This is a genomic window from Ideonella azotifigens (assembly GCF_021043325.1).
GTDB classification, from domain to species: domain Bacteria; phylum Pseudomonadota; class Gammaproteobacteria; order Burkholderiales; family Burkholderiaceae_C; genus Ideonella; species Ideonella azotifigens.
Map to the genome: position 1 here is coordinate 100,616 of NZ_JAJNKD010000021.1, position 11,815 is coordinate 112,430.

At 68.2% G+C, this 11,815-nt stretch carries 11 protein-coding genes; 1 reads left to right on the forward strand and 10 read right to left on the reverse strand.

Features of this window, described 5'->3' with window-relative positions; all coding sequences use genetic code 11:
• Positions 1-194: 194 nt before the first annotated feature.
• The 3 genes from LRH25_RS28850 to LRH25_RS28860 form a co-directional block, all read right to left on the reverse strand.
• Positions 195-953, reverse strand: coding sequence for a PP2C family protein-serine/threonine phosphatase (locus LRH25_RS28850; protein ID WP_231013002.1), 759 nt, complete (start codon positions 951-953; stop codon positions 195-197).
• A gap of 24 nt (positions 954-977) precedes the next feature.
• Positions 978-2,609, reverse strand: coding sequence for a type VI secretion system-associated FHA domain protein TagH (tagH, locus tag LRH25_RS28855; RefSeq protein ID WP_231013003.1), 1,632 nt, complete (start codon positions 2,607-2,609; stop codon positions 978-980).
• A gap of 63 nt (positions 2,610-2,672) precedes the next feature.
• Positions 2,673-3,962, reverse strand: coding sequence for a TIGR02270 family protein (locus LRH25_RS28860; RefSeq protein WP_231013004.1), 1,290 nt, complete (start codon positions 3,960-3,962; stop codon positions 2,673-2,675).
• 135 nt (positions 3,963-4,097) lie between these two features.
• Here LRH25_RS28860 and LRH25_RS28865 point away from each other — a divergent pair, with 135 nt between their 5' ends.
• Positions 4,098-5,066: a LysM peptidoglycan-binding domain-containing protein gene (locus tag LRH25_RS28865; protein ID WP_231013005.1), complete on the forward strand. Its 969-nt coding sequence runs from the start codon at positions 4,098-4,100 to the stop codon at positions 5,064-5,066.
• 46 nt (positions 5,067-5,112) lie between these two features.
• Here the strand turns inward: LRH25_RS28865 and LRH25_RS28870 are convergent, their stop codons facing one another.
• From LRH25_RS28870 to LRH25_RS28900, 7 genes are all read right to left on the reverse strand, one after another.
• The gene (locus LRH25_RS28870) at positions 5,113-6,042 is read right to left on the reverse strand and encodes a hypothetical protein (protein WP_231013006.1); all 930 of its coding nucleotides are present in this window, start codon (positions 6,040-6,042) and stop codon (positions 5,113-5,115) included.
• Complete coding sequence (locus LRH25_RS28875; RefSeq protein WP_231013007.1) at positions 6,039-7,079, reverse strand: polysaccharide deacetylase family protein; 1,041 nt, start codon at positions 7,077-7,079, stop codon at positions 6,039-6,041. Before LRH25_RS28875 ends, LRH25_RS28870 begins: the two co-directional genes overlap by 4 nt.
• Before the next feature lie 8 nt (positions 7,080-7,087).
• Positions 7,088-9,046: a protein kinase domain-containing protein gene (locus LRH25_RS28880; RefSeq protein WP_141287639.1), complete on the reverse strand. Its 1,959-nt coding sequence runs from the start codon at positions 9,044-9,046 to the stop codon at positions 7,088-7,090.
• Between the two features lie 91 nt (positions 9,047-9,137).
• Positions 9,138-9,302 (reverse strand): hypothetical protein, encoded by a 165-nt coding sequence (locus LRH25_RS28885; RefSeq protein ID WP_170200858.1) that lies wholly within the window; start codon positions 9,300-9,302, stop codon positions 9,138-9,140.
• A gap of 75 nt (positions 9,303-9,377) precedes the next feature.
• Positions 9,378-10,430, reverse strand: a complete 1,053-nt coding sequence (locus tag LRH25_RS28890) for a hypothetical protein (protein WP_141287638.1) — start codon at positions 10,428-10,430, stop codon at positions 9,378-9,380.
• Between the two features lie 6 nt (positions 10,431-10,436).
• Positions 10,437-10,883: a DUF6392 family protein gene (locus tag LRH25_RS28895; protein WP_141287637.1), complete on the reverse strand. Its 447-nt coding sequence runs from the start codon at positions 10,881-10,883 to the stop codon at positions 10,437-10,439.
• A 26-nt stretch (positions 10,884-10,909) separates the two neighbouring features.
• On the reverse strand, positions 10,910-11,815 hold the full coding sequence (locus LRH25_RS28900; RefSeq protein WP_141287636.1) for a DUF4150 domain-containing protein: 906 nt from the start codon (positions 11,813-11,815) through the stop codon (positions 10,910-10,912).

Genomic DNA, 11,815 nt, shown 5'->3' on the forward strand with positions numbered 1-11,815 from the left:
TCGCCAGACGGCCCGAAGGATCTCGTCCTGCTACTTTCCCGGCTCGCACTGCCACCCACGGTGCCAAAAACAAATGGGGTCAGAGTCGATTTATCTGGCGGAATGGGTCGCGATGAATTGAGGCATCTCAAGATAAATTGACTCTGACCCCATTTGTTTTCACTCCACCTCGCCGCGGCGCGGCCCAAGCCAACTCAAGCTCCGTCCGCAGTTTCTGCTGCATCCACCCACACCGCAATCGCACTGAAGTTGTCCTGATCCGCCAGGCCGCGCTGTTCGATGGCTCGCCGCATCGCCGCCAGCCATTCGTCCGGTGATGCGGCCTCGCCCAAGGTCGCCGGGATCAAGGCCTCCCCCGCGCTCCCCCACCACCCATCGCTGCACAGCAGGAACACGTCCCCCGCCACCAAGGGCTGCAGCGCCGTGGTGTGCGGCTCCAGCGCGTCTTCTATGCCCAGCGCTGCGAGCAACTGGTTGCGGTGCGGATGCATTTCGGCCTGGTCTGGCGTGAGCAGGCCGGCCTGCAGCAGCGAATGCACCAGGCTGTCATCCTGTGTGACCGTGTCGATGCTGCCGCCACGCAAACGGTAGAGCCGCGAGTCGCCGACGTGGGTCCACAGCGCCACGGCGCGCTGCGCATCCACGCACAGCGCCACCACCGTCGTGTGCATGCGCGCCAGGCCTTCGCCGTCCTGGCCACGGCGCACGTCGTCGTGCGCGGCCAGCACCGCGCCGGTCAGCAGCTCCGGGCGCCAGGGCAGCGTAGCGTCGCCCAGGCAGGTCTGCAGGCGGTAGACGGCGCGGCGCGCGGCTTCGGCGCCGTGGCGGTGGCCGCCTGCCCCGTCGGCCAGCACGGCGAACCAACCGGGGCCGCAGTCGCCGGTCGCCAGCGCGTCTTCGTTGCTGCTGCGCGTGCCCGGCTCGCTGCAGGCGGCCATGCGGATGTTCAACATGGGCTGGACTTCTCTGGCCCGGCGTCAGCTTGCGCGGGCGCTCTCTTGAGACACCTCTTTTTCGGCGGACCGGGCGTTGTCCCGCGCGAGTTCGCCCAGGCGTTCCAGCTGGTCCTCATAGGCTTCGAGGAAGGCCTTGCCGAACAGCGTGTGGAAGTCCTCCTGGGCCTCTTCGCGGATGGCCTCGAAGTGCTGCAGGTACAGCTCCCAGAGCTTGGCCTTGCGGCCCAGCGGCAGCACGCTGTCCAGCACCGAGCGGCCGACCAGCTTGGCCTCCAGCGCCGAGGGCCGGAAGCGGCCCAGCACGCCCTCGAGCGCGGCGCGCGTGCCGGCCATGGTGCCGATGGTGTGGCCGACCAGGTCGCGCATCGCGTCGGTCATCGCCGCCGGGCCGGGCAGGAAGCCGCGCACCGGCGGCTGCAGCAACTGCTCCAGCGCCGACTGCGCGCCCGGCGAGAACTTCAGCGGGTTGTTGTCGCGCGAGCGGATCACCGTGACCTCGGCGCGCAGTTCCTGCTTGGTCGCGGCGCGCACCGCCATCATCTGCAGCGTGCCTTCCACGGCCGAGCGCAGCAGCTGGCCGATCACGCGCATCAGCTCCGGGTTCAGCCCCTGCGGCGGGTCCAGGCGAATGCCGGCACCTTCGGAAAACGCGCGCCACAGCGCAACCGTGTCGCCACCGGTGCCGCTCATCACCGGCGCGGCAGGCGCCGCCACCGGCTGCGGCGCCAGCGTGTCCGGCTCCGGCTGCGCCCGGGGTGCGGCCGCCAGCGGTGGCTGGAAGACGGTCTGCAGCGCCGGCGTGTGGTCTGGCAGTGCCGGGGTCACCGGCGCCTGCGTGTCGGCCACCGAAGGTCCACCGAACAGCGCCAGCGGATCGGTCGGCAATGGCGCACTGCCGCCGGCCTGCGGCACCGGCGCGGCGCCGGCCATGAAGGCGGCCAGCGGGTCGTTGCTGGCCCCGGGCTGCAGGCCCAGCAGGTCGTCGATGGAGCGCGGGCCGGTGTCGGGCATCAGGTCCGCGAAGACGCCGCCAGGGTCGGCGCCAAAACCTGGCCGAGGGGCCGGCGGGGGCTGGGCCACGGGCGCGGCAAACGGGTCGAAGTCATCCGGCAGGCGTGCACTGGCCGGTGAAGGCGATGGCACGGCCGCTGCGGGCGCAGGCGCAGGCGAGGCCTGCTGCCGGTCCATCAGGTCGGCGAACGGGTTGGTGCTGGACAGCGCGCCCTGCAGCGCGTGGTTCGCCATGTGCACCGGCGTGGCCGGACTCAGGCCGTTCATTCGGGTGGGCGTGTCGGGTGAGCGCTGGATCACCGTGGCACCCGCGTCGGGCGCCAGCGATTCATCGATCACCTCCAGCAGGTAGCCGCCGATGCGCACCCGGTCGTGGTGCGCCAGCGGCGCCGACTGGCCCTGCGCCAGCGGCTGGCCGTGCACGGTGATCGGGTTGGCGCTGCCGACGTTGCAGATCAGGTAGCCCGCGGCACTGCTGCGGATCTCGGCTTGCTGGCGCGAGATGTGGCGCTCCGGGTCCGGCAACGCCATGGTGTTGTGGTCGGACCGGCCGATGGTGCCGCCCTGCGCGTCGAACTGCGCGGTGATGGGCTGGGTCAGGGGCAGGTCGTTCAGCGACACCGCGCGCAGCGTGAGGGTCATGGTGGAACGTGCTCCTTGCCCGCCATGTTCGCGGCTGATCCGGGGCGCTTCAATGAACGAAAGTCACCGTGCGGGCTGGCCCAGCAGCCGGCGCTGCCGCCACACCGGCGCGGCCACCGGGAACAGCGGCCGGCCGGGCTGCAGCAGCGCCAGCTGCTGCGCCGCCAGTGCACGCTGCCGCTGCGTGCCGACCTGCAGCACCTGCAGGCAGTGCGCCGGCGTGACCGGTCCACCCACGAACGCCCGCTGCGCGACCGGAAAACGTGCCGCCTCGGCCTGCCACCAGCGCTGCACGCGGTCCGCATCCGGCCATGGCAGGCTGTCGTCCTCGTCCATCGCCACGTCTTCGTCCTCGGGGTTGTCGGTCGGGCCGGATTGAAAGTCTTCCGGCGGTTTGCGCTCCAGGTCCAGCGCCGCCAGGTCCGCGCCGGTGATGAAACTGAAGGCCTCCCCGGCCAGGCGCGCCAGCGGCAGCTCGCCCATGCGCTCGATCAGCCAGGGCACCAGCCGCACGTCGCCCAGCCAGCCGATGCCGCGGACCAGCTGGCGCACCGCCTGCGGGTCATGCGCCAGCGCGCGCACCGCGTCGCGAGCCCGTGGCCAGTCCAGCGCCTGCACGGCCAGGCTGCGCAAGGGGTGCGCCGCCGGTGTGGCAAAAGCGGACTGCTCGATGGCGCGCAGCGCAAACGTCCTGTCGCCGAGCAGGCAGGCGGCGCGCGCGGCTTCCGGCGCGAAGTCCAGCAAGGCCAGCGCTCCAGGCAACAGGTCGACCCGGCCCAGCTCGCCAGCGGCCCTCAGCGCTGCATCACGGCGCAACGCATCGCCTTGCTGCAGCGCCGCGGCCAGCGCGGGCCCCGGGTCCACACGGTGCAGCCGGCAGGCTTCGATGCCCAGCGCCTGCCGCCACGGCTGCGGTGACGCCAGCAGCCCGCGCACCCGCTCGCGCAACTGCGCAGGTGACACCCAGCCCAGCGCCGAGACCGCGCCGCGCCAGGCCTCCGGCAGCACCGGCGCCAGGCTCAGCAGGCGATCCACCGCAGGCTCGTCCGGCAGCTGCAGCGCGCAGACCAGCGCCGCGAAGACCTCGCCGCAACCCGGCCGCTCCAGCGCTTCCTGCGCCCGCGCCAGGCCGTAGGCACCGGCCACGGCCAGGCCGTCCAGGTGGGCTTCGAGGCGGTCGTCCAGCCGCTGCAGCTGCAGCAGCTTCACATGCGGGGCGCGCACCAGCACCGAGCGCAGGTGGCGCAGGTGGGCTGCGTCGTCGGCGTGCTGCTGCACGATGGCCGGGATGGGCGGACGCAGCAGGCGCGGCGGGGCGGCGGCTGTCGTGGCGGAAGGAAGTGCAGCTTGCATCGCGGCCGATGGTCCTGTCCCATGGTCGCGGCTGCAATGTCCGAAAGTCACCTGCGCGGTCGCGGCGCTTCTCCCATACTGCACATTGGTCTCCTGAGGACACGCAGGGCCGCCCCAGCGCCTGCCGCCATGCCCATGCTCCACACCTCTTCGCGCGCCCTGCCGGCGCTGACGCTGCTGGCCCTGCTGGCCGCCTGTGCCGCCGATGGCGGCCGGCCCTCGGGCCAGGCGGCCACCGCACCCGCTCCAGCGGCCTCGGCCGCCTCGCAACCCGCACCACCGCCTCCGCCACCGCCCGAGCCGCCACCACCCGCCGGCCCCGCCGCGCAGGCCCAGGCGCAGAAGATCGCGCTGGCCGCGGTGGACCTGCTGGAAGCCGGCCGCGAGGACGACGCGCGGGCCGAGTTGCAGAAAGCCCTGGGCCTGGACTACGCGAACAAGCTGGCCAACAACCTGATGCGCCAGATCACTGCCGACCCGGTCGCCACGCTGGGCCGCGAGTCCTGGGTCTACACCGTGCGGCCCAACGATTCGCTCTCGCGCATTGCCGGGCGCTTCATGGGCGACATCTACGCCTTCTACATCCTGGCCCGCTACAACGACATCAAGGTGCCCAGGCAGGTGGCCGGCGGCCAGCAGATCCGCGTGCCCGGCAAGGCGCCTCCTCCGGGCTCGCTGGAACCGAAAGAGCCGGTCCGCGGCACGCCAGGCACCAAGGGCAGCGATGCGGGCAAGCCTGCCGTGCCCGACACGCCACCGCCGGTTGCCGCCCCCGCCCCGCCGCCCGAACCCTCGCCCGGCGAACGCGCGCTGCGCAACGGCGAGGCCGCCGAGCGCGCCGGCAAGCTGGAGCGGGCGCTGGACGAATACCGCCGCGCCGCTTCGCTGGACCAACCCGGCGCCACGGCCAAGGCCGAAGCAGTGCGCAAGCGCCTGGTCGACAAGAACACCCAGGCCGCACGCACGGCCTTTGCCAAGCAGGACCTGGCCGGTGCGATCCGCAGCTGGGACAGCGTGCTGGCGCTGGACCCGAACAACGAGCTGGCCAAGCTGGAACGCCAGAAAGCGGTGCAGCTGAAGCTGAAGGTCGATCAGCTGAAATGAACTGAAGCGAGACTTGCAGCCGGGGCGCGGGAGCGCGTCGGTTGCGTCAGCGGTCCACCGGCGCAGCGTCAGGTGGCGAACTGATGGCCGTGCCAACCGCGGTGCCCGCGGAGCGGGCGGCATCCGCAGCCTTGGCCGGCACGGCACCGGCCGCCACCGGCGCGGCTGGCTTGAGCTGTTTCATCAGCGCCGTGGCCCGCGCGTGGTTGCCAGGCAACTTCAGGCTTTTCTGCAGCCAGGCAATGGCCTCGGGCTTCTGCTCTCGTGCGGCCAGTTGCTCGGCCTTCTGCACATACAGGTCGACCAGCAGCTGGCGCGCCGCGGCGTCGCGCCTGTCGGCCGCCACACGTTGCTCGGCCAGCGCCAGCGCTTCGTCCAGCTCGCCTTGCGCGGCCAGCATCGTGATGTGTTCCAGCTCGTTGCGGTCCGGTGCTGCGTTGTCCGCACGGCCCGGTGCGGCCGGCGTCACGGGTTGGAGAAACTCGGCCGGATTGCGCCGCGCGATGGTGATGCGCGAGGGCTGGCCCAGGAAGTTGCGGCGGTTGCGCTCGCGCTCGATGGCACGCAGTGCATCGGCCGCCTGGGCCGCTTGGGCGGGTTGCGGCTGCAATGCAAGCGCGGCCAGGTACTGCGTGCTCGCGGCCTCCAGGTCGCCCCGCTTCTGGGCCTGCTGGCCGCGCTGCAGCCGCTCGGCGACTGCCGTGTCGATGCGTCGGCGCAGCGCGGCAACGCGCTCGCGGTACTCCGCTTCACCCGGCCGCAGCGTGGCCAGCACTTCCCAGGCCCAGGCCGCGTCGGCCAGTTGTTCCTTGCGCTCCAGCTCCTGTGCGCGTTGCCGCTGCGCCGACTCGAAGACGGTCAGTGCGTCCGGCAAGACCGCGATGCCACCGCCTTCCGCGGGCGGCACTGCAGGCGGCGTGCCGACGCAACCCGCCAGCAACAGCAGCACGGCAAGCCCGGCGCTGGTGCACCTCATGGCACCGGCCCGAAGCGGCGGCTGGTCTGCAGCCTGGCCTTGAAGGCTTCCAGGTCGTGGTCGCCGAAGATCATGGTCCGGCGCAGCATCAGCGGCTGCGCGAAGAAGGCGTTGCCGCCAGGGTTCACCGTCACGGCCAGGCTGTAGCGCTGGCGGGCCAGCAGGTCCAGCACCAGGTCGTTGGAATCGCCATACGGGTACGCGTAGTGCTGCACCTGCACCGGCAGGCGTTTTTCCAGCAGCTCGCGCGGGCCGCGAATCTCCAAGTCCAGGTTCTGCCGGTAGCGCTCGTCGGCCTCGCCGGCCGTGCGCTCGATCAGGTTGCGGTGGCTCTTGGAATGCGCCTGCACGTCCACCAGGCCGGAAGACGCCATCTCCTGCAATTGGCCCCAGCTCAGCGCCTCGCCGGCCCCGATCCAGTCGGTGTAGACGAACAGCGTGGCCGGCAACCCCAGCCGGCGCAGCACCGGATAGGCGTGGCGGTAGGTCGACTCATACCCATCGTCGAAGGTGATAACCACCGAGCGAGGCGGCAGCGCCTCGCGGCCCGCCAGGTAGTCGGCCAACTGGCCCAGGCGGATCACCCGGTAGTCGTTGCGCACCAGCCATTCCATCTGCGCGGCAAAGCGGGCCGGCGAGACGTTCATCTTGCCGCCCCCGGTGCCCAGCCGGTGGTAGCAGAGCACCGGCACCGTCTGGTAGCTGTCGGCATGCACGCCCAGCGGGTTCAGCGGCTGCAGCGGCACCACCAGCGGCCGGCCGGGCTCTGCCCTGCTCAACCCTGCATTGGCCTCGGCGATCTGCCAGTCGCGCCCCTCGTCGCCCAGCAGCCGGCCCGCGATGCTGCGCAGGCTGTCGCCCGGCGCCGGCAGGTAGACCAGCAGGCGCTCGCTGCGCGCGACCACGCCGGTCGCAGCCGTCGGCTCGGTCGCCACTTGCGGAGGGGTCTGCGGCGCGGGCGGCGTCGAAGTGCAACTCGCCAGAACAAAGGCCATTGCCAAGAGCGCCTTGCAGCGCCATGCCATCACGGTGTTCATCGTGAGGCTCAGAGCGGCAGGTCCGCCGTGGCGCCGGTGGGCGAACCGCCCGCGTCGGCCGCCTGTTTCTTCTCCTCGGCGGAGACCACTTCTTCGGCGGCCGCCAGCGTCGGTGCCGCCGCAGGCGCGTGCCGCTCCTGCAGCGCCTGGGCCATCTGGTCGAAGGTGGCGTACAGCAGGCCGAACTCGTCCTTGCGCTGCTCGCGGATGCGGAAGTCGTAGCGGCCGCGCGAGATTTCGCCCAACGCCTCGGTCATCAGCTTGATCGGCCGCGCGAACCAGTTGGCCACGAAAAACATCGCCACCGCCACCGCCAGCACCGTGACCACCGCCAGCCCGATCATCAGCGTGATCGACAGCCGGGCCACGCGCTCCAGCGGCCGCTCCGGCAGCCCCAGCGCCACCCGGCCCACCGGCTTGCCCTGGAAGGTGATGGTGGATTCGAAACCCAGCACCGGCTCACCGCCGGCCAGGTAACGCGAGAGCTTCACGCCGCCACGCTCGCCCAGCGACTCGCCTGGTGGCGGCTGGTAAGGCAGGTTCTGCAAGCCCGGCTGGCTGGAGGCGCGCACCACGCCGCCGCGGTCGGCCACGGTCACGCTCTGGAAGTCGCGCGTCTTCATCACCTCCTGCAGCGACACGTCCACCGCCACCCAATCCTCGCTGAGCGCCGCCACCGCGTTCTGCGCCGCGATGAAACGCGCCAGCGCCGCGCCGTAGTCGGCCACCTGCGCCATCATCGCGGCGTACTGGCGCTGGATGATCAGCGAGGCGCTGAGCGCCATCACCACCGCGACGATCAGCGCCATCATGCCGGCCCACTTCACACGCAGCGGCACGATGCGCGGCCGGTTCGCCGCACCGGCTTCCTCGTCGATCTCGGCCAGCACCCGGCCCAGCGCCTCGGCCAGCTCGGCGCCGGTCTGGAAGCGATGCTCGGGTGCCTTGGCCATGCAACGGTCCACCACGCGGCGCAGCGAGGCCGGCAGGCCGGGCCGCAGCTTGGCCATCGGCGTCGGGTCTTCCTTGGCGATCTTCAGCGCCAGGTTCACCACGCTGTCGCCCTGGAACGGCCGCTGGCCGGTGAGCATCTGGTAGAGCACGATGCCGGCCGAGAACAGGTCCGAGCGGCCGTCGATCTTCTCGCCCTGCATCTGCTCGGGCGCCATGTACTGCGGCGTGCCCAGCACGTCGCCCACGCGGGTGCGCTGCTCGCCCTTGGTCGACTCCATGTGCGCAATGCCGAAGTCCATCACCTTGATGTCCAGCGTGTTGCGCACGCGGGCGATGTTGCCTGGCTTGATGTCGCGGTGCACGATGCCGCGCTTGTGCGCATAGTCCAGCGCCCGCGCCAGCTGCATGCCCATGATCACCACGTCACGCACCGGCAGCGGCTGCCCCGGCGCCAGCACCTCCGCCAGCGACTCGCCGTCCAGCAGCTCCATCGCCATGTAAGGCCGCCCGTCAATCTCGCCCACATCGTGCACGGTGACGATGTTCGGATGCGACAAGCCCCCCGAAGCCCGCGCCTCCCTCAGGAACCGCGCCCGGTACTCCTCGTCCTCGCACAAGGACGCATGCAGGAACTTGATCGCCACATCCCGCGCGATGCCCGGGTCATGCGCCCGGAACACGCTGGCCATGCCGCCACGGCCCAGGCGCTCCGAGATCTCGTAGCGACCGACCTGGCGGACAGGTGCCTCATTGCCGGGTGCGATGCGACCGCCTGGCAGGGTGCCGGTGACGGGCGCCGGCGACGCTGTATCGCTGGACAGACGCTGGGTCTGCGGATAAACCGTATTGCGGCCGACGGACTTGCTGTTGGCTGCGGTGTGCTCGGGTATCTGAGCCAAGGACGCGGCAGCGGGCGCGATGCGGGTGGCATCGGGGTCGACATTGCCTGCCTCATCGTCCGGCAGGGAAGACGAATGGCCGGCCCGGCCGTCTTGACGGGGAGCGGAAGACATTCGGGCATGGTTCCGCGGATGAGGCGAGGTGGCAATGTACGAAAGTCATTTGGCGCACCCGAGGCGCCCCTTGCGTCAAGGCAGGCGTCGGCTACGTCCGCAAGTTCAGCCAGGCTGCAACGAGAAGGAAGACAGACCCAACGATCATCCAGGCACGCGCCTGCGGCACCATGCGATAGCCGGCCGAAAGGAAGCGCCAGATGCCGAGCACCAAAAAGACCGATCCAAGAACCGAAAGAATGACATTGGCCTGCATGAGGTTCAGCTCACTTCCGGCGTCTATCAGCCAACGCCGCCACGGCGCTCTCTTGCTCGACCTCGTCATGGCTGCTCATGCCCTGGCACCACGGCCCTTCTCACCGTGATCAACGACCGCCTCCGGCTCGTCTTTCGACCAAAAGCCGGGCGCCATCCATGTAACGCGCAACAGCCGGTTCTCCAGGTTGGAATACAACACGTTCAGGCCGGTGCCGTCTTCAAAGCACCAAACCGCATGACCGCTGAGCAGGGCATCTTCGTGAACCACCGGTCGGTGTCCTACCTTGCGCACAAGATCTTGCTGCGTGTCAGAAAAATTCAGATCGAACGGCAAGGGTCCAGTCCAGCACAGCGAATCCAGCTCGCGCGCCGCGTAGTAGGTGACGGCGGAAAAAACCTGGGCATTCGGATATCGTCGGTCCGATCCGACGATCCGACGACCCTCGGTGAAGTACAACTCGATGCCGTACTCGCGGCGCATGTCCGCCACGTGTTCACGCCTGACGCTCGCAAGATGACGGTCGATTCCGAACATCGCCAATGCGGCCCGCAACTGCAGTTGCGACCAGCGAAGCCCGAACAGGTTCCTGAACTCTTCGGGAGTTGGCAACAGCCTGGTGTGAGAGTCCAACGCCCACGGCGTCTCGGGCATGCGGCAATAGACTGATTGAATCGCATGGCCGGCATCGCGATAGGCCACCGTCACATCGAGGCCCGCAATGCGCCAGAAGTCGCTTAGGTATGAGCGCCGTTGAGAACTTTTGGCGTCGAGTCTAGTGCGGGTGGCCTGCCGGGCGTCGTCCAGCGACAGACCGAAAGGCAACTTGAAAGGAAAATTTCGCATGACAGGGCCATCTGCATGAAAGATGACCTGAGAGAACAGCACGGGCCCTTGGCGACGCAAGGTGGGATCGAGTGCCTCCAGATATGCCTGGTCATCAAATCCAAGCTCGAGGCCCAGCTCATTAAGAACGATCCAGTCCACGTAGACCTCTCGGTCCTCTGCATCCAATTCGGGCTGGATGCCACGGGCAAGGCGCTCAAGGCAGTCCTGAACGCCTTGATCTTCAATCGGGCGACCAAGCAGTGCCAAAAGCGAATCACCGCCCATGATCGTTGCGTCCACTCGGCATCACTCGGCTTCTGGAACGCTCAAATGCAATAGGGCAATGCTCGAAAGGTCGCGTCTATATTCGGCAATCAGCGAATACGCAGGGCGTTCCCAGATGTCAATGCCATCTCCACCACCTCCTGGTGGCGGGCCCAGTTTTCGGCGTGCTTCATCGCACGAATCGGAAAATTCAAGCCCCTCGGGCAGCGAGCCGGGGAACTTGTCAGTGTCCTGCATTGGAAGGCCGGCATACAGCTGAACGTCGGTCAGCGAGAGCAGACTTGTCTTGCCGTCTTCGGGTAGTTCAAAAACGAGCGTGACACCCTTCTTTGGCAGTTCAACGTAGACGTCGATATCGCCACGCCTCACCTTCGGATGTTTCTTGACGCCGAGTTGTGCAAGCAACATCTTGATGTCCTCGGTGTCGTCTGTCTTGCCCAGGTAGAAGAGGAAGTCTTCGGCATTCATCGATGAACTCCAGGGAGTGGGTCGGCTCAGGCCTTGCATGCATCAAGGCATTTTTTAAGCCATGAATCGTATTGCTCATTCGTGATGTTGTTAATCTTTTCCGCGTTCTGCTTGTAGGCCTCTTGACAGGCCGCATCGTATTTTTTGATGCCGTCCTTGTCGCTCATCATGGCCGCTGTGTCCCCCTTGGCCGCGCCCTGCAGGTTCTGCGCATCGCGCGAAGCCTGAACGCGGGACTGCCCGTAGCTGGGGCTGGCGCGCTGATGCGCACGGGTAGGGATCACGATGGTCAAGGCGGAATCGTCAATCACCTTGCGCTCGCATTTCGACAGCGGCACCTTCTTCCGCTTGCTCTTGGCTGCTTGGGCTTTGAGCTCTTTGGCTCGCTCCTTCAACGCAGCCTTGGATGGGATGTGGTCTCGCGCCCGCTTTCCCTTGGCGGTCTTCTTCTTCTGTTCACCGTATTGATTTATCTCGCCGCACTTCATCTCGACTTCGTCGAGACCATCGATGATCGGCGTGACCAATGGGATCGTACCGGCGGCATCCACCGTGTTCTCATTGTTCTGCAACTTCTTGTCGGAAAAACGGCACGCGTTCTGACCATCCAGTTTCACGTCGAAGGAATAGAGAATCCAGGTAGAGGCTTGCTTGAAGGTGTTGGACTTGACGCCGCCGACAGTGCCCGGTTCGTCGCCAGAGCTCATCGAAAACTTTGAGCCCTTGATCGCGGCCATGTTGCCGCCATCCACCTTGACCGTGGTCGTACCGTCAGACAGCGTGCTGGACTGAGAGATGTTGGGGTATGGCATCGGCACAGGACCGCCCGGCGTCGGCGTCTTGCAAACATCCGGCACCGTCGCGATCGACATCCAACTGCCGCCCTTGTGCACCAGTGCGTTCAGCGTGCCATTGACTTTTACGGTGGCCAT